Below are 19261 nucleotides of genomic sequence, written 5' to 3'. Positions count from 1 at the left end.
TATGTCAGCGCCTGTTTTTCTGCCTCCTACCAGCTACGATTACGTGACCGTGCACAAAGTGCAGGGTGAGGAAATTACCCAAGCCTCTGATGTGCTGGCCGCCGAAGAACCGCTGGAAATTCGGGTGGGCTACGGGCCCAGCAGCCAGCGTGAGCACCGCACCCTTTCCATCACCATGCGCACACCGGGCCACGACTTTGAGTTGGCCGCTGGCTTCTTGCTCACGGAAGGCATCATTCGTAGTCGGGAGGAGCTACAGGGCGTTATTTACTGCCCCGATGTGGAGAAAGAGGAAGAGCGCGAGAACGTGGTGCGCGCCGAGCTGGCCCCCACCGCCGCCGTAGACCTACCCCGCCTGGAACGCCACTTTTACACCAGCAGCAGTTGCGGCGTGTGCGGCAAAACCAGCATCGATGCCGTGCACGCCGCGGCCTGCCCCGTGCTGCCCACCCAGGGTCCCTACGTCGATCCGGCCGTAATTCACCAGTTGCCGGAGCGGCAGCGGGCGGCGCAGGCCTTATTTGAGCAAACAGGTGGCCTACACGCGGCGGCCTTGTTCTCGCCGGAGGGTGAGTTGTTGCTGCTGCGCGAAGATGTGGGTCGCCACAATGCCCTGGATAAGGTAATTGGCGCGGCGCTCCTGCAGGAAATGCTGCCCCTGCACAACTCGGTGCTGCTAGTAAGCGGGCGGGCTTCGTTTGAGCTGGTGCAGAAGGCCGCCGTAGCGGGCATTCCGGTGCTGACGGCCGTGGGCGCCCCCAGCTCCCTGGCCGTAGCTGCCGCCAAAAACTTCGGGATGACGCTATGCGGCTTCGTGCGCCAGGGCCGCTACAACGTGTATTGCCACGAGTGGCGCTTGCAGCCCTCGAAATAGTAGGGTGCCAATAGTAATCGGCTGGCGGCCAGGTGGCCTACCACCATTTCTGCAACTGGATTTCAGCGAGCCACCGCAGGGTACCCCAAGACGCCATTGGACTGATAGGGCTAATAGTCTTGCCCAATACACTCGTTCTGCATCTTAAATAAAGACGCGCCTCCGCTTCGCCCTTTCCGTTGCCTGGGCAGGTATTTTGCTGATTTTACGCGCTTCTAGGCCAAACGCCACCATAACATCTGACGCGCCCCTGCGTCTGAATCTCATACCATTCCTTGTCATGAAGCTTCGCATTGAAGATAACTCGCTCCGCCTTCGCCTCTCAGAAGAGGAGGTACACCACTTTGCTGCTACCGGCCGCGTGGCCTCGGTAGTGCCACTGGGCCTTACGGCTACCGAAAACCTGACCTATGCCCTGGAGCGGGCCGAGACGGAGGAGTTCCGCGTCACGTATGGCGCCGGTGCTCTTACCGTGAAAGTACCCGCTGCCCTCGCTACCCACTGGACTACAACCGACCAAAACGGCTTCTCGGCCACCGTGATGATGGCCGAGGATCAACCCCTGAAAATTTTAATTGAGAAGGATTTGGACTGTCGCCATTAGCGCCCATTTCCGCCCCACCCTTATTTGCCCTGTCCATTTCGAGTCATGGATAAATCTCCCGCGTACGATCCTAACCAAGCCGGCAAAACCGAGCAGCAAGGTGCTGAAGCCAATGTGCCGAAAAGCGGTGAGCGTCCCGACCAGGGCACTGCCCCCACCAGCGACAACTGGAGCACTTCTCCCGACCGTAAATCCCTGGATGAGCGGAAAATGGAAGCACCCGATACCTTGGGGGCCAAGCACAAGTACCCTATTCTGGCTCAGCCGCCGGAAGAGTTTACTGGCCTAAAGCTGACCAAGCCGGCCAAAGTAGCAGCCGGAATAACGGCCGTGCTAAAATCAGGAGCGTTTGCTTTTGACTACGAGGGCCCGGTGCGCGGTACGCACGCGTTGCTGAAGATGAACCAGAAGGATGGGTTTGATTGCTCGAGCTGCGCCTGGCCCGACCCCGACGACCACCGCTCCGTAGCCGAGTTCTGCGAGAACGGCGCCAAAGCCACCACCTCCGACGCCCAATCGGACCCGGTAGGCCCCGAGTTCTTCGCCAAGCACAGCCTGGCCGACATGTCACGAATGACGGACCGCGACCTGAACAACGCCGGCCGCATTACGCACCCTATGGTATTGCGGCCCGGTGCCTCTCACTACACGCCCATCTCCTGGCCCGAAGCCTTCCAGCTGGTGGCTGATGAACTCAATGCGCTGCAGTCCCCGAACGAGGCTATTTTCTACACCTCAGGCAAGGTACCCAACGAGCCAGCCTACTTGTACCAGCTCTTCGTGCGGCAGTTCGGCACCAACAACCTGCCCGACTGCTCCAACATGTGTCACGAGAGCAGCGGCGCGGCCTTGAGCAACACCACTGGCCTAGGCAAGGGCTCAGTGACGCTCAATGACATGTACGAGGCCGAGGTAATCCTGATCATTGGACAGAACCCGGGCACTAACCACCCGCGCATGCTTACGGCTTTGCAGAAAGCCAAAAAGAACGGAGCCAAAATCATCAGCATCAACCCCTTGCACGAAGCCGGGCTGCTGCACTTCAAGAACCCCCAGGACTTCATGAACCCGCTGAAGGCCCTGGGCACTTTGCTCGGCGACGGTACCCCCATCACCGACATCTACCTACAGGTGCGCATCAACAGCGACCAGCTGGTAATGCGTGGGCTGCTGAAATGCCTGCTGGAGGCGGAAGCCCTCAACCCCGGCCAGGTCCTCGACCAAGAGTTTATCCGGGACTACACCACAGGCTACCCCGAGCTAGTAGAAACGCTGAACAACACTAACTGGGCCGATATTGAGGAAGCCAGTGGCATCACCAAGGCGCAGATTCAGGAAGCCGCGAGCCTGATTGCCCGCCACAAGAAAATCATCACGTGCTGGGCCATGGGCCTCACCCAGCAGAAAAATGGCGTGTACACCATCCAGGAGATTGTGAACATGCACTTCATGAAGGGGGCCGTGGGTATCCCTGGCGGGGGCCTGTGCCCGGTACGGGGCCACTCCAACGTGCAGGGCGACCGGACCATGGGCATCTGGGAGCGGCCCACCGAAACGTTCCTGGCTTCCCTAGACAAGGAGTTTAGCTTCACCTCGCCGCGAGAGTATGGCTTTGACGTGGTGGAGGCAGTTAAGGCCTTGCACGACGGCAACGTCAAGGTATTCATGGCTATGGGCGGCAACATGCTCTCGGCCTGCTCCGATACGGAGTTTGTAGCGGAAGGCATGCGCAAGCTGCGCCTCTCGGTACATGTAACGCCCAAGCTCAACCGCAGCCACCTCGTAAACGGCGAAATGGCCCTGCTGCTGCCCTGCAAAACCCGCATCGACATCGACATGCAGAAATCGGGGCAGCAGTTTATGACCTGCGAGAACTCCATGGGCGTAGTGAGCATGAGCAAAGGCGTTCTTGACCCCATTTCTGACCAGATGCTGAGCGAAGTAGCCATTGTGTGCGGCATTGCCATTGCTACCCTCGGCGACCGGAGCACCGTGGACTGGGTGGGCTGCACTGAGAACTATGACCTGATTCGGGACTACATTGCCCGTACTATTCCGGGCTTTGAGGAGTTTAATACCAAGGTGCGCCACCCCGGCGGGTTCTACCTGCCCAATGGCCCCCGGGAGCGGAACTTCACCACTGAAAACGCCAAGGCAAACTTCACCAGCACGCCCCTAGAAAAGCACGTGCTGGAGCCTGGCCAACTGGTGCTGATGACTATTCGCTCGCATGACCAGTTCAACACCACCGTGTACGACTACAACGACCGCTACCGCGGCGTACACGGCGAGCGGCGGGTCATCTTTCTGCACCCCGAGGATATGGCTGAGCGCGGGATTCAGGACAGAGGCCTAGTAAATATTACCAGCCACTTTGAAGGCCAGGAGCGCCACGCTGAGAAGTTCATTGCTATTCCCTACGACATTCCGAAGGGCAACTGCGCCGTGTACTTCCCCGAGGGTAACGTACTGGTGCCCATCGGGTCAGTGGCCTACAAGAGCAACACGCCTACTTCTAAGTTCGTGATTGTGACGGTGGCCCCCATAGAGCTGCCCATTGGCACCCGCATTCCAACCTCCAAGCAGGTAGCCGTACCGGCCTAGCTTCCCGCAAAGCTTATCACCAAAAAGCCCGACTGTACTCACAGTCGGGCTTTTTGCTGTCTGGGTATCAGCCCCTGGTTAAACGCATTAATGTGGCTGCTCTGGCAACCTCGTCCCTTACTTCTTCGTCTGAATCTCAAACCATTGTTCAGTTCACCGCTTATTATAAGGTGAGCTGCCGTTGATTCTTTTTGTAGTGGCCTAGCGCCGGTTTTGCTTCGGTTTTTCCTGCGTTTAGAGCCGTCCGGTACTAATACGCATCGACGACCTCCTTGCCGGCCAGCAGGCTGGTACCTTGATTTACTCCACACAAGCGAGCGTCCAGCCATGCCCACCGGTGAGCTTGTCGCTTTCTACTTAATATGTTCTGTCTGCCATGGAAAAGTCCCCCACCGAAGATCCCAGCAACGCTGGTAAAACCGAGCAGCAAGGCGCTGAAGCCAACGTTCCGAAAAGCGGCGAGCGGCCTGACCAGGGCACGGCTCCGACCAACGACCACTACCGCCCCGACCCGCAAATGGACCGCGACCAAAGCAACATCCCGGCCCCCGACGTGGCCAATGCAAAGTACTTGCACCCCATTCTGGCCCAGCCCCCAGAGGAGCTGACTGGCCTACAATTGGAGGAGCGGGCTAAAGTAGCGGCGGGCGTTACGGCCGTTATTAAATCTATGGAGTTTAGCTGGTCGGAGGGTGGTGTGAACCGCGGCACCCGTGGCCTGCTGAAGATGAACCAGAAGGATGGGTTTGACTGCTCGAGCTGCGCCTGGCCCGACCCAGACGACCACCGCTCCGTGGCCGAGTTCTGCGAGAACGGCGCCAAAGCCACTGCTTCTGACGCCGACGACAAAGCCGCCGGTCCCGAGTTCTTCGCTAAGCACAGCCTGGCCGAGCTCTCCAAAATGACCGACCGTGACCAGAACAACGCCGGCCGCCTCACGCACCCGCTGGTAAAGCGCCCCGGCGACAACCACTACTCGCCCATTGAGTGGTCGGAAGCGTTCCAGATTATTGGTCGGGAGTTGAATGCGCTGGACTCACCCAACGAGGCCGTGTTCTACACCTCGGGCAAGGTGCCCAACGAGCCCGCCTTCCTGTTCCAGCTGTTTGCCAAGCAGTTCGGTACCAACAACCTACCTGACTGCTCCAACATGTGCCACGAGAGCAGCGGCGCCGCCCTTAGCCCCACGCTAGGCCTAGGCAAGGGCTCAGTAACGCTGAACGATATTTATGAGGCTGAGGTAATCCTGATCATCGGGCAGAACCCCGGCACCAACCACCCGCGCATGCTCACGGCCCTGCAGAAGGCGAAGCGCAACGGGGCCAAGATCATCAGCGTGAACCCACTGCTGGAAGCTGGTCTCAACCACTTCAAGAACCCCCAGGACTTCATGAACCCGCTGAAGGCCTTGGGCGCCCTGCTTGGCGACGGCACGCAGATTACGGACATCTTCCTGCAAGTGCGCGTAGATGGCGACATGGCCCTGCTGCGCGGCATCATGAAGCACTTGTTTGAGGCCGAAGACCGCAACCCCGGCCAGGTAGTAGACCACGAGTTTATTGCCAAATACACTACGGGCTTCGAATCGTTCGAGCAGAACATCCGCAACACCAGCTGGGAGGACATTGAGGAGCTGAGCGGCATTACCCGCGCCCAGTTGCTAGAAGCCGCCAACCTTATTGCCAACAAAAAGAAAATCATTACCTGCTGGGCCATGGGCGTAACTCAGCAGCGTCAGGGTGTGCAAACCATTCAGGAGATTGTAAACCTGCAGCTCATGAAGGGCGCCATTGGTAAGCCTGGCGCGGGCACTTGCCCGGTGCGGGGCCACTCCAACGTGCAGGGCGACCGGACCATGGGCATCTGGGAACAGCCAACCAAGGAGTTCCAAGACGCCCTAGGCAAGGAGTTCAACTTCCAGCCCCCTTACGAGCACGGCTACGACACCGTAGAGGCCATAAAAGCTATGTATAAGGGTAAGACCAAGGTGTTCTTCAGCTTGGGGGGCAACCTACTGGCCGCTGGACCCGATACCGAGGTAATTGCCGAGGGCATGCGCAAGCAGAAGCTGACCGTGTTTGTGGGCACTAAGCTCAACCGCGGCCACCTCACCACCGGCGAAACCAGCCTGCTGCTGCCCTGCTTCACGCACGCCGATGTGGATATGCAGCGTTCAGGCCACCAAATGACTTCCTGCGAGAACTCCATGGGCGTGGTAAGCCAGAACAAAGGCGTGCTGGTACCCCTAGAAGGCCAGATGATGAGCGAAGTAGCCATCTTGGCCGGGGTGGCCATTGCTACCCTTGGTGAACGGACTAACATTGCTGACTGGGTAGCCATGACGGAGAACTACGACGTCATCCGTGACCATATCTCGCGCGTTATTCCGGGCTTCGAGAACTTCAATGAGAAGCTGCGCCGCCCTGGCGGTTTCTACCTGCCCAATGGCCCACGGGAGCGGAAGTTTACCACCAAGAACGGCAAGGCCAACTTCACCACCACCGAGCTGGAGAAGTACACCCTAGAGCCTGATCAGTTGATCCTGATGACCGTGCGCAGCCACGACCAGTTCAACACCACCATTTACGATTACAACGACCGGTACCGGGGTATACACGGTGAGCGGCGCGTGTTGTTCATGAACCGCGAAGACATGGCCGACCGGGGCATCAAGGCGAAAGACCTCATCGATATCACCAGTCACTTCAAAGGCGAAAAGCGCACCGTGGAGAAGTTTGTGGCCGTACCCTACGACATTCCGCGCGGCAACGTATCGGCGTACTTCCCCGAGGCTAACCCGCTGGTGCCCATTGCCAGTGTAGCCAAGGTCAGCAACACGCCTACTTCCAAGTACGTGATTGTGACCGTTGAGCCCACCCGCAAAACGGTAGGTGCCCCACTGGGTATCCGGTTGGCAGTAGAGGCCTAGGCCTCTTCTTCGCCCCACTTTTCAGGAGCATACATCCTATAACAGAGAAGGCCCCGCTACCATGGTAGCGGGGCCTTCTCTGTTATAGGGTGTGGCCTAGGCCAGTCTATTACCTACACGTCGCTGCGCAGCATGTGGTCTTGCATGATTTTCAATAAGAGCGCATCGGCACTGCTGAGGCCTTCGGCGGGCAGTTGCATGTGCTCGGGCAGCAGGAAGCCAGAAACGTTGCTTAGGTCCTCCTTTCGAACGGGCCAAAACGCCATACTCCAGCTCGGGAAGCTGCGTTTTACCACGTCCTTATCTGCCAGCTTAATGGTGCCCGTATGGCGCCCATCTTGCTCAATGTAGCTATACACCCGGCGCACGGCATCGGCGGGGCCCTCCAGCAGTTGCATAAAGCGGCCCTCGTGGTAAAGCAGCAGCCCAGTGATGTCGTACTTGGCGTTGTTTAGCCGGGCCTGCTCTAACAGTTTCTGCAGCTCCTCATCCGTCATCGGGCTTGTAGCTGTACTCATGTAAATGAGTTGATGCATGCGGTTTCTGATGTAAATCCTGTGGTCCGCTATGTGGCTGCAATAGGTATAGCGGTACTCTCTTATACAACTATTAGGCAACTACTGTTCAGCTTCAGTGTAATAATCTTTGGCCGCAAACATGCACAAAGCCGCGCCCCATAGCGGGGCGCGGCTTTGTGCATGTTTGCGGCCGTCCAGGTAGTGTAAATACCGGTTGCCGGACTCAGGGAGTGGCTTAGAGCTTGTCTTGCTCGGGCTTTTGCACGCTGTCGTCTTTGTGCATGTCGCCGTTGATGTAGTCTTCGTCGCCTTTGGCGGCGCTGTGCAGGTGGTAGGTGCTGTCGCCCATGGTCACACCGGCTTCGGAGTCGAGCTGCTGCTGGCTTGGGCGCGGAATGCCTACGGGCGTGTTGCCATCTTTGCGCTGGTTGCTGGTGGCCTGCTGGCTATCTTCTTGGGGGGCGGGTTTCTGCGATTGATCTGCCATATGATAAAGGGTGGGCTGCCGAGAAGCAGCGGTGCGAAAAAGTATGGGGCGCGGGCCACACTAGGCCACTACGCTGCTTGGTTAGCATGGCCTAGGCCAGTGCAAGCAAGCTTTCCTTCCTATACGCGCCGTAGCACTCGTGGTTATGACTGGCCTAGAAGGGGTAACCAATGGCAATGTTGAGGCGGCCCTTATTGTCCTGCACGTTGAATGATGAGTTCAGGCCAGGCCGAACTACCTCCGTGTTGTTATACGGCACCCGCAACGGATACGCATAATCGAGGCGAATCACGAAGAACTGCACGTCAATCCGGATACCGGCGCCGGCACCTACGGCCAGTTCTTTCAGGAAGGAGTTGAACCCGAACTGCCCATTTTTACCGTCGGGGTTGCCTTCAGCATCTACTGTCTGGCGGCTAGGGTCGGGGTTTACGAGCCAAATGTTGCCAGCATCAATAAACAAGGCGCCCTTCACATACGGGAACAGGTCTTGGCGGTATTCGGCGTTGGCCTCAAAGCGCAGGTCGCCTACCTGATCGTAGAAGTAGCTGTTCTCGCGGGAAACGGGCGGACGGTACGTGCCCGGCCCAATGCCCCGCGCTGGGAAGGCTCGCACGCTGTTGGGGCCGCCAATACCGTACTGTTTTAGGTAGGGCAGCACCGAGGAGTTTTTATAGGGCAGGCCCGCCCCAATGAGCACGCGGGTCGCAATTTTGTTGCCGCTGGTAGGGTTAGCGCTGGTCCGGAAGTAATTGCGGAATTCCAGATCTACCTTGGTGTATTGCGCAAACTGCTGCCCAGCCAACGTGTAGGCCTGGTCGCCGCTAGCGGTTTCTACTTGCTTCTGATTGGTGAGCGAGCTGAACAGGTAGGCCAGGTTGCCGGCTAGCTCAACGCCCCCACTGAAGTACACCTGGTTGCGGCGCTGCTCCAGGGCTTGCTGATTGTACGTGTAGCGGTAAGAGCTGGCTAGAATAAACTGTTGCCGGAAGGAATTGGCCAGAAACGGCCGGTCCACCAGCAACGAATCAAAAGACCTGCTAGTATTGCCCAGCTTTAGGTATTGAATATCAATGGGGCGCAGGGTTTGCTCATTGGTGAGCTTGGTTTTCCAGGTGTAGCCGTAGTTCAGGTTAAATAGGTCCTGCTGGAAAGCTTGACGCCGTTCTACACGCTTTACACCCGCCCCAATAAAGGTGCGGGGCTGGAAGTCGGAGCTGGGTAGGCGCACGTCCAGGAACGGCAGAGGCGGCGTAATCAGGCGCGGAATCTGCAGTTGGGCATCTACCCCCAGCTCATAACTAGTCAGGCCGATGGTGTTGGCATTGCTGCGCGTCTGGTTTTCAAACGAACCGGTAGCATTTACCACCAACTGCTCGGCACCGCGCAGGGCCGAGCGGTTGCGAAACTGCACCTGGAAACCCGGACCCACGAACCCGTTTTCCTTGCTCACCAGCAGCACCTCAGCCCGAATGCTCTTCTTGGGCACTTGTGTCATGCGCACGTAGGAGTTCAGGAAGCCGTAGCCGGCCGAGTCGGCCTTGGCGCGGGCGGGCCGGAAGCCAATGTCCACGTACCGGAACACGCCCAGGCTCATCAGTCGGCTCAGGGTCTGGTCTTGCCGGCGGCGGCGGTACACGCTGTCGGGGTACAGGAAGGTGGCGTTGGTAATGGACTTGGCCGTGAACACGTCCTCACTAGGGAAGTACTGGTACTTCTTGTACAGAATAGGCCGCTCACTCAGGGTAGTATCCGAGAGGGAGTAGTCGGTGTTGAGGCGCACGCGGTTAAGAACGTAGGGCTTAGCGGCGCGCTCGGGCGTTTTCTCCTTCACCTTCAAGTACACATTCACTTGGTTGTTGAGCGTGCTGTCTACCTGAAACAGAATGTAGTCGGGGGCGAAGTAGTAGAAACCTTGGTTTTTGAGGGCCGCATCAATGCGGGTACGCTCATTGGTGAAGGTTTGCAGATTATATGGGTCGCCTACTTTCAGCAGCGACGCCGGCTGGGTGGCCCGCACGGCCCGGGGCAGCAGAGAATCACCTTCGGGGAAGTAAATCTCCTTGATGGTATAGGGCTTGCCCACCGTGGCGGTGTAGTTTACGTGGGCAGCCTGGCCTTGCACATCTACCTGACTGTGCACGGTAGGCTTGAAGTAGCCATTATTGTAGAGCCGGTTAATCATCAGGCCCTTCACCTTCTGGGTGTCTACCTGACTGAGCAGCACGGGCTTCTCGCCGTACTTGTTGGCCAGCCACTTACCCAGGCCTTTGGTTTTGCCCTCGCCCAAGTGCCAGAAGTACAACTTAGGCCGAATTCCGAAGAAAGAGGTGTTGGGTTTAGGCGTAATCACGCTTTCCAGCTCCGTCGTAAGGACCGCCTCGTTGGGGATGGCGCTATCGGACTTTACCTTGACGGTGCTGCCGGTGTAGAGCTTGCTACCCTCGGGTATGTATTTGGTGCCGGAGCAAGAGGCCAGCAGCGTGGCAGCGAGCAGAGCGGTATAGACCCCACTTCTCCGCGCTCTTCCCTCAGGCCGAGGAAAAACCGAATGATTTGCAGCATTAGGGTGTGCTGCCGACAGGAGAGAGAGCAACCGTTGGGACATGAACAGGTATTTCGGGAAATAAAAACAGGCCACTAGGCCACTCCCCCTAGCGGAGGAAGTGGCCTAGCGAATACTTAGCGTTTCGCTGCCCGCACCGTATCGGGGCGGGGGCGGCGGGTAGAGTCGGTACGGGCGGCGGGGAATTGTGCGGCGGCGGTAGAGTCGCGCTGAGAGCGGCGGTCCTGCTTGCGGCGCCGACGCTCCAGCTTGATGTCTTCCTTCACGTTATCGTCAATGCCCCTAAACAGGTCGGCCAGGTTCTGGTAGTCGCGCTGGAACACCAAGGAGGCACCGTTGCGCACAAACTGCCCGTCAATGTCGCTGTACGAGTTGTTGCGGAAGGCCCGCAGGCGGATGCGGCCGTTAGCCAGCACATTGTACTCGATGCTCACATCACCGGCAAAGGCACTCACCCCACTGGCGCTCTGACCCTGGGTGCCCTGGTTGCCGCCCCCGCCCAGCGGCACGTCGGTACCAAGGCGCACGGTGAGGCGGTTGTTAAGCAATTGACGGCGCACGGCCACGTTCAGGTCGGTGCGGGTTTTCTCTTGCCCGCTGCTGAAGTCGGCGTAGGAGTTCACGCCCAGTTCCACACCCAAGTTGGAGAGGTAGCTGCCGGTGAGGTTGTTGAGCTGCTGGGTGAGCACCTGGCTCGCCGAGCCGCGCAATTGCTCGGCCACTAAGTTACCGCTGCTGCTCTGGAAGGGGTCGTCGGCTAGGAAGCGGCCGAGCACCAGCAGGGAGAATACCTGCTTGTTCAGGTCACTTTCCTGCGAAGGCTGGCGCAGTTGAGCCAGGCGGTTCTCAATGGGCCCCCGCAAATCGGTGCGCGACTCTTCCGGCAACCGGATATCGAACCCAATAACGGGCTTGAGCAGCTCACCAGTCACTTTCAGGTCTACCACGAAGGGCACTGGGTTGCGGGCCAGGGCGCTCTGGGTTTCATCAGCCACGCCCTGCGCCGAAATCAGCTCGGCGGGAGCGGCTCGCACGTTATACAGGGCCGTTACGTTGGCCTGCCCATTGTAAGGGTCACCACTCCAGGAAATAGAGCTGCCCGGTGCAATGTCAAACTCCCGCGAAGCCAGGTCATACAGCGACATCTGGTATTTACCATCGGCCACATCGAGGCGGCCGGTGAGCGTGATGTTGCCAGTGCGGTCAATAGCCGTGTTCAGGGTACCGTTGGCCCGCACCTGCAGGTTGTCGCCGGAGGCCTCATCCACTACAATAGTGAACAGGGCTTTATCGGTCACCGTTACTAGGGCCTGAATGTCGTAGCCGGCGGCGGTTTCGGCAGTGTCCAGGGGCACCTTGCGCGCCAGCAGCGTGTCGATGGGGGCGCTCTTATCAATGAACTCCACAATACCCTCACGCTCTACTTTCACCGGGTCGTCGGTGGGCAGGCCTACGAACAGGCTGGAGCCATCGGCCACGCGGGCCCGGGTGCGCACTATGGGCAGGTTGAGGTTACCGGTGATGCGCGAGTCGGAATCAACTAACAGCTTGCCCCAGAACAGCGGGTTGTCGCGCTGGGAGCTTTGCACAGCCAGGAAGTTGTTGGTAGTAGCCTCCAGGTCGAAGCGGAAGTCACTCACGTAGTCGCGGGTGCGCACATAGCCGTTGACGATGGCCTCGCTGCCCAAGGAGTCGCGCACCGCGAACCGATCAAAGCGAATACCCTCCTCGTTGAACGCAATGGGCTGCGAAACCAGGAAGAAGGGCGCACCTAGTTGCGTGAGCGTGAACGTAGCATCGGGGGTGGTGGTGAGCGTGCCGTTGATGCGCGGCTGGCTTACGTTGCCGCCTACGGCCAACTGACCCGTCAGGCCTCCACCCATGTTTTGCAGCTGCCCCGCCGAGAAAGGCTCAATGATTTTCAGGTCTAGCCGGTTCACGTTAACGGAGAACTGAATGGGGCTGGGCGGCGTGGCCAGGTAGTAGCCTACGGCCTGTACGTCCATGCCCTGTGCGTTGGTCAGGCGGGCATCTACGTTGAAGCGGTCGGGAGTGGGATTAGTGGCTTTCAGATTCACATCACCAATGGCCGCCTTATTATAGGCAAAGCCGCTGAGGGCCATATCAGCCGTGAAGGCCTGCTTGGGCTGGCCTAGGCTGAAAGCCACCGCCTGCCCGTTGAGCGTACCAGCCACCATCGAGTCGGGCATGCCGGCTGCTTTGGCGAGGCCATTGATATCGAGGTTGGTGAGGTTGACTTGCAGGGGATACTGCGCCCCGGCCAGTGTCTGGAGGGCAATGAGTTGGTTGCCTTGGCTCAGGCGCACATTCTCAGCCCGCACGGCACCGGTGGCCGTGGTGTAGCTCACCGAGTTATTAGGAGCCACCGTCCACTGCTGGTTGCTGAGCACCAGTTTGGGGTCGAAGCTGAAGGCGTAGACAGCACCCTGGTTCAGAACCTGCAATACCCCGGCTACATCTAGCGTGGTAGCGCTGTCGTTTTCGGCAATGCGGGCGTGGGCGCCAATCTTGTTGTTAGCCACACTACCTTTTAGGCTGGGGTTAGGTAGGCGCAAGCTCGTGTCCTGCGATACTTGCCGCAACGTCAGACCATAGTCCAGCTTCTGCGGGTCAGAGCCCACGTTCAGCCGCAGCGAGTCCATGGTATAGCCCATGTACACAATGCGCGGAATGCGGGTGTTCAGGCGCAGGTCGGCGGCGCGGCTATCAAAGCTGCCGGTCAGCTGGAAGGGCGAGAGGAACTTCAGATCGGGCACAAACTGGCGCACAATCCGGGTGTTTTTTAGGTTGGCCTCGAAGGTGAACTGCTGATTGGCATTGCTAGGCCTATACTGCACGCCCGGCAGGTCAAAGTACCGGTCGATGTGCTCTTGCAGGGCCGTGGCAATGTCGCCGAGGCGGGTGTTGCCGCGCAGGGTTACGTCGGCCACGTTAGAGGCAAAGTCAACCTCGGTGCGGCCCGTGCGCTGCAAGATGCGCCCGTTCAGAGAATCGAGAGCAAACGGTTGGTTGTTGCTGACGATAACAATGCGGCGGCCACTAAATGTACCGTTCAGACTGTTTAGGTCAGAACCGCTGAGGTTGGCGCTCAGATCACCCTGCACGCGCAGGTCGCCGCCGGTATAGAAGCCCAGGGCCGTGAGGTTGGCGCCGCGTAGGTTCAGGCGGTCTACGCTGTACGTGGGGTTGGCCGAGTTGCGCAGGTCCACCGTAGCCAGCAAATCTAGGTTGAGGTTGGGGTCATCTTTGCTGCTGGCATCAATCACGTAGCGGTTACGGTCAATGTCTACGTTGGCCGTAATACCGCGGTAGGTGTAGCCCTGGTAGGTAGCCCGCTGCACCCGCGCCGTGAGCTTACCCCGCATTTGGTTGGGGTCGAGGCCGCGGGCATTCAGGGTACCAGAGGCCGTGATGGCGCCAATGGTGGGGTCACGCAAGATTTTGCCGACGTTGAAATTCTGGGTGCTGAAGACGGCACGTACCGGCTCCTGGCCTACGGGGCCGGCACCCATGTTCACCTTCGCGGCCACGTTGCCAAAGGAGGTAGTGGCTCGTAAGTCGGTGTCAAATACCATGGCGGTAGGCCGGCCTTTAAACGTGCCGGCCACCGTGATACGGGGCGGCAGCGTGTACCCGGCCGGAATAGTGCCCTTCGGTACCAAGCTGCGAATGTCGGCGTCGGTAGTAGTGAACTGCTGAATATTCAGGTCGGTGTAGAGGCGTCGGTCTACTTCAGGCAGACCCTGAATTCGGCCGCTGGCCCGCACAATAGTGCTGCGGAACCCCACCAGCTCCAGGTTCTGCACCCGGAAGTCCTTCACGCGCCCGCTCACGCGCCCGCTCACCAGCACCGATTGGTTGGGTCCGGTGTTGAAAGGCGCCGTGGTGGCCAGGTCGGGGGCTAGGTAGAGAATGTCGCGGAAGCCCAGGCGCGTCTCGCGCAAGTCGCCCTCAATCCCTAGGTTTGGCAGGTCATCGGCAATAGCATCCAAGGATTTGTATTGCATGGCCAGGGTGCGCCGGATACGGGTATGGGGCGTCACCAAGTCGAGGTTGTCGAGGCGGGTTTCCACCGAGTCGAACACCACATCGGCCTGAGCTCGGGTCACGGCGAAGCCGCTCTGCTCCTGCCCCGCCAGTTGGTTGATGCGGACGGTGGTGCGGTTCTCGGAGTACGATAGGTTCTGTGTGTTAAGCGCTAGGCCAGTAAATTTCAGGTGGTTGTAGTCCATGCCCCGCACGGCGGTGCGCTGCCGGGGCTGGTTGAAGTTGTCGAAGGCTACGTCTACGCCCTCAATGTCTGACTGCTTCAGCGTGACCACCCAACTAGCTTCCTGGCCGGTAGCGTTTTCCACCGATTTGTTCAGGTCGCGCACCGCTTCGGCGGGGTTTACCACGCGCTGTTCTACTGGCACGTTTTCGTTTTGCGCGTAGGCAAAGCTGGTGTTGCGCAGGCGCAACGTGTTCAGGTTCACGCGGCTGTTCACCAGGTCAATGCGGTCGGCCGTGATGTCGGCCTCGCCCACGCGGGTACTGATGAACTGGGCCGAGGGGTCGTTTTTATACGTAAGACTGACGTTGTCGAGCCGGGCCCGATTCAGACCAAACTCCAGCTTTAGGGCGGCCGTGTCGGCGGGCGTATCTGGGGGCACCTTGGTCTGCACAATCCCGATGCTCGTATTCTTCAGCGCGGCTTGGTCAATGCGGTAAGTGGAGCCGTCTACGTCTACCTCGTCCATGTTCACGGCCAGCTCGCCCACCTTGGTGCGCACGTTCATGCCGTCCACCTCATCGTTGTAGGTGAGCAGCACATTGGTTAGCCGCAGGTCACCGATATCGTACTTGAAACCTGCGCCGGTGGTGTCGGCCGGAGTGGTGGCCACGGTGGTTGTGTCGCCGGTAGCGAAGGCATTGACAATGAAGTCGTAGTTGCTGATACTGTCGGGCTCGGTGCGCTTGATGGCCACCCGTCCGTCGTTGAGCTCCACGCTCTTCACATTGATCTGTGACTTAGTCAGGGCCCAGATGTCCAGATCTACGCCGAGGTGGCCTACCGACACCAGCGTGTCGCCTTTTTGGTCCTCCAGATAAACCCCATCTAGGCTGATAGCGTGTTTGAAATCAGTACGAAATTTGGCGATTCGTACCTCCGTCTTCAATTTTCCTCGTAAGTACTTTTCAGCTTGGCGGGCGGCGAAATCTTGGCCCGAGGGAAATTGCAGGAATAGCACCACCCCGCCTACGAGTAGGAGGATGAGCAGAACAAGCCCCAACAGGGCGTACAGGATACGGCGTACAGCTGGTGACAAGGGATAGGATAGTGCGGCGAAAGAAAGGGCTCTGGCTTGATCCAACGCAGAATCATGCGCTTAGGTTGGGCAAACGCCACCGTTAGCCATCTACCCAGCGCCAATGTCGAGCTTACTGAGCTTTGCACCTTGCCTCATTTTCTATTTGAGGAGTAGCTTCACTAAGTGGCCTACCAGTTGCGCCAGACGAGCCGCATTACCACTAGGCCACCCTCAAATGCGAAGTGAGTCAGTGGTCACCGCGCAAGCATGCTAAGTGTTGGGTTTTGCAGCTTTGGTTGGCCTCTTCTTAGCCCCGACTGATACCCTATTACCCAATACTTGGGCTATGTGCTCATGTTTGTCAATTTGACTCTGGGCAACTTCCGGCGGCCGGGGTATCGTAGTATCTTTCGCTTCCATACTCGATGCCCGCCCTCATGATTCTTCGTTTTACCCTGCCTTTTCGTACTGACTGGGGCCAGCGCCTCGTGGTGTGTGGCTCCCTGCCCAGCCTAGGCCAGTGGAACCTCGACCAAGCCCTCAGCCTACACTATAACGCTGATTATGGCGTTTGGAGCCAGGAGATTAGCCTCCCCGACGACCAGCTAGGCCAGGTGGCCTACAAGTATATTCTGCTGGATGAGCGCGATGGCGGCAAGCACTGGGAGTGGGGGCCAAACCGCACCATCAGCTACGATGGGCAGCGTTTCACCCGCATTGTGCTGGAAGACTTCTGGCGCCCAGCTGCGCAGCCCGAAAATGAGCTGCACACCGCTGCGTTTACGAAGGCCCTTATGCGCCGCGTGGTCCCAACTCAGCCTGCTCCCTCCACGCCGACCGCCGATTCCGTTGTGCGGTTTCAGCTCTCGGCGCCCCGCGTTGACTCCAACCACCAGGTGTGCGTGCTGGGTTCTGACCCCGCCCTGGGTGCCTGGGATGCCCAGCAAGCGGTCATCCTCTCCGATACCGATTACCCCACGTGGTGCGCCGACGTGGCCCTGCAGAACCCCGAGCAAACCACGCAATACAAGTATGGCATCTGGGACCCGCAGGAAAAGAAGATTCTGCAGCTGGAAGCCGGCGAAGACCGCCTCATCTTTCCTTCTGCTGACCGGCGTACTCTGCGCGTAAAGGCCGACGACAACTTCCGTTACCCCACCGGCAACTGGCGGGGCGCGGGTGTGGCCCTGCCGGTGTTTGCCCTGCGCAGCCGCCGCGGCCTGGGCGTGGGTGAGTTTCCCGACCTCAAGCTGCTCGTAGATTGGGCCGTATCTGCAGGCCTGAAAATGGTGCAAGTGTTGCCCATCAACGATACCGTAGCCACCCACACCTGGGTAGACAGCTACCCCTACGCCGCTATTTCGGTGTTTGCCCTACACCCACAGTATCTCAACCTCGATGCTATTGCTGAACTGCAAGACCCGGCTGCCCGCCAGGAGTTGGAGCAGTTGCGCGAGGAGCTGAACGCCAAGGATTTCGTGGACTATGAGCCGGTGATGAATGCCAAGTGGAAGTTCATCCGGCTGCTGTACCAGCAGGAAAAAGCCCGTTTCCTGGCCGACCCCGAGTTTCAGGCTTTCCGCCAGGAGCAGGAGTCGTGGCTGGCCCCGTACGCCGCTTTCTCGGCCCTACGCGACCGATTCAAGACGGCTGACTTCAGCCAGTGGCCCGAGGAGTTCCAGACGCCTACCCGCGTAGCTGAGCTGACCGACGAGACGTCGCCTGATTTTGATGAGGCTGGCCTTCACTTCTTCACTCAGTTCCACCTCGACAAGCAGTTACGCGAGGCAGTGGCCTACGCCCGCCAGCATGGTGTGGTAGTAAAAGGCGACTTACCCATTGGCATTTACCGCCACTCCGTGGATGCCTGGACTCAGCCCGAGCTCTACCACATGCACCAGCAGGCCGGCGCGCCCCCCGATGACTTCTCACTCACAGGCCAGAACTGGCGCTTCCCCACCTATAACTGGGAGCGGATGGCCGAGGATGGCTACGCCTGGTGGAAGCAGCGCATGGGCACCCTCGCCCGTTACTTCGACGCCCTGCGCATCGACCACATCCTGGGCTTCTTCCGCATCTGGGAAATTCCGGGTCACTCCGTTGAAGGCCTGCTAGGCCACTTCTCCCCCGCCCTGCCCTTCCACCGCCACGAGATTGAGCAGCGCCTGGGCTGGTTCGATTACGGCCGCCTGTGCGTGCCGTACATCCGCTGGCACATGCTGCCTGCTATCTTCCACGGCCAGGCCCAGCAGGTGTTCGATGAGTTTATGGTGGCCGACGAGTACGGTGCCATTCAGCTGAAGGAGCACGTGCGCACCCAACGTCAGATTGAGCAGGTGTTCGACGAGCGTATTGCCGCCGACCCTAGCAACGCCGACCATTACAAGTGGCTGCGCACCGGACTGTATAAGCTAGTAAACGAGGTGCTCTTCGTGCCCGACGACCAACGCGCTGATTTCTACCACCCCCGCATCACGCTGCACCTCACGCAGTCGTTCCGGGAATTGGATGAGCCCTCCGCCCACCGCCTGCGCGAGCTGTATGTGGATTTCTTCTACCGTCGCCACGAGGAATTCTGGCGTGAGCAAGGCCTTGTGAAGCTGCCGCCCGTGCGCTATGCTACCGATATGCTTATCTGCGGCGAAGATTTGGGCATGGTACCTGAGTCGGTACCCGGAGTGATGAAGGCCTTGGGCATTCTGGGCTTGAACATTCAGCGCATGCCCTCCGACCCCAACGTGGAGTTTGGTCACCCCGGCTCGGCGCCCTACCTATCGGTAGTCAGCCCCGGCTCTCACGATATGAGTACCGTGCGCGGCTGGTGGGAAGAGGACCGCGAGAAAACCCAGCGCTTCTTCGAGCATACCCTAGGCCACTACGGCCAGCAGGCCCCGCAGCACTGCGAGCCGTGGGTAGCCCGCGAAATTACGGAGCAACACCTGTACTCGCCGGCTATGTGGGCCATCTTCCCGCTGCAGGATTTGCTAGCCATGGACAGTGGCCTACGCCGCGAAGACCCGCTAGCGGAGCAGATCAACGTGCCCGCCAACCCTACCCATTTCTGGAAGTATCGCCTGCACCTTAACCTCGAAGAGTTAGCTCAAGCTCAGCCTTTTACTGACCAAGTAAGCCAACTGGTAAAGCACAGCGGCCGGGCCCAGGCCTATTAGCAAATAATACTTTTTCTTAGATAAAGCATAAAAGTCTCGCTGAACCAGCGAGACTTTTATGCTTTTTTATTTTGCACTAAATCCATAACACTAGCCTTTTTCGTAGTCAACAACTGACGCCAAATCTCTATGAACACTCATCTAGCGTGTTAGACCTTTCACCAATGCAATCTGATTTTTTAGCCAGCTACTTCTAT

9 protein-coding genes are annotated in these 19261 nt (G+C 58.8%); 5 read left to right on the top strand and 4 right to left on the bottom strand.

Going from position 1 to position 19261, the window contains the following annotated elements; all coding sequences use genetic code 11:
- Position 1: 1 nt before the first annotated feature.
- The 4 genes from fdhD (at position 2) to EU556_RS01425 (ending at position 7011) form a co-directional block, all read left to right on the top strand.
- Positions 2–874, top strand: coding sequence for a formate dehydrogenase accessory sulfurtransferase FdhD (fdhD, locus tag EU556_RS01440; protein ID WP_135430291.1), 873 nt, complete (start codon positions 2–4; stop codon positions 872–874).
- A 280-nt stretch (positions 875–1154) separates the two neighbouring features.
- A complete protein-coding gene (locus tag EU556_RS01435; RefSeq protein WP_135430289.1) occupies positions 1155–1478 on the top strand; it encodes a DUF7009 family protein in 324 nt (107 codons plus the stop codon).
- A gap of 45 nt (positions 1479–1523) precedes the next feature.
- Positions 1524–4082 carry an FdhF/YdeP family oxidoreductase gene (locus EU556_RS01430; protein WP_135430287.1) on the top strand — a complete coding sequence of 853 codons (2559 nt, stop codon included), beginning with the start codon at positions 1524–1526 and terminating at the stop codon, positions 4080–4082.
- 376 nt (positions 4083–4458) lie between these two features.
- Positions 4459–7011 (top strand): FdhF/YdeP family oxidoreductase, encoded by a 2553-nt coding sequence (locus tag EU556_RS01425; RefSeq protein WP_135430285.1) that lies wholly within the window; start codon positions 4459–4461, stop codon positions 7009–7011.
- Positions 7012–7124: 113 nt separating this feature from the next.
- Here the strand turns inward: EU556_RS01425 and EU556_RS01420 are convergent, their stop codons facing one another.
- The 4 genes from EU556_RS01420 to EU556_RS01405 form a co-directional block, all read right to left on the bottom strand.
- Positions 7125–7547 carry a BLUF domain-containing protein gene (locus EU556_RS01420; RefSeq protein ID WP_135430283.1) on the bottom strand — a complete coding sequence of 141 codons (423 nt, stop codon included), beginning with the start codon at positions 7545–7547 and terminating at the stop codon, positions 7125–7127.
- 217 nt (positions 7548–7764) lie between these two features.
- Positions 7765–8016 carry a hypothetical protein gene (locus tag EU556_RS01415; protein ID WP_135430281.1) on the bottom strand — a complete coding sequence of 84 codons (252 nt, stop codon included), beginning with the start codon at positions 8014–8016 and terminating at the stop codon, positions 7765–7767.
- A 154-nt stretch (positions 8017–8170) separates the two neighbouring features.
- Positions 8171–10624, bottom strand: coding sequence for a translocation and assembly module lipoprotein TamL (gene tamL / locus EU556_RS01410; protein WP_135430279.1), 2454 nt, complete (start codon positions 10622–10624; stop codon positions 8171–8173).
- 74 nt (positions 10625–10698) lie between these two features.
- Positions 10699–15912 (bottom strand): translocation/assembly module TamB domain-containing protein, encoded by a 5214-nt coding sequence (locus EU556_RS01405; RefSeq protein WP_135430277.1) that lies wholly within the window; start codon positions 15910–15912, stop codon positions 10699–10701.
- Positions 15913–16331: 419 nt separating this feature from the next.
- Here EU556_RS01405 and EU556_RS01400 point away from each other — a divergent pair, with 419 nt between their 5' ends.
- Positions 16332–19064 carry a 4-alpha-glucanotransferase gene (locus EU556_RS01400; RefSeq protein ID WP_167855399.1) on the top strand — a complete coding sequence of 911 codons (2733 nt, stop codon included), beginning with the start codon at positions 16332–16334 and terminating at the stop codon, positions 19062–19064.
- The last annotated feature ends 197 nt before the right edge of the window (positions 19065–19261 follow it).

The sequence above is a fragment of the Hymenobacter fodinae genome, assembly GCF_004745825.1.
GTDB classification, from domain to species: Bacteria; Bacteroidota; Bacteroidia; order Cytophagales; family Hymenobacteraceae; genus Hymenobacter; species Hymenobacter fodinae.
Note: the sequence above shows the minus strand (reverse complement) of the source record. Positions and strands in the feature narration are given on the sequence as shown.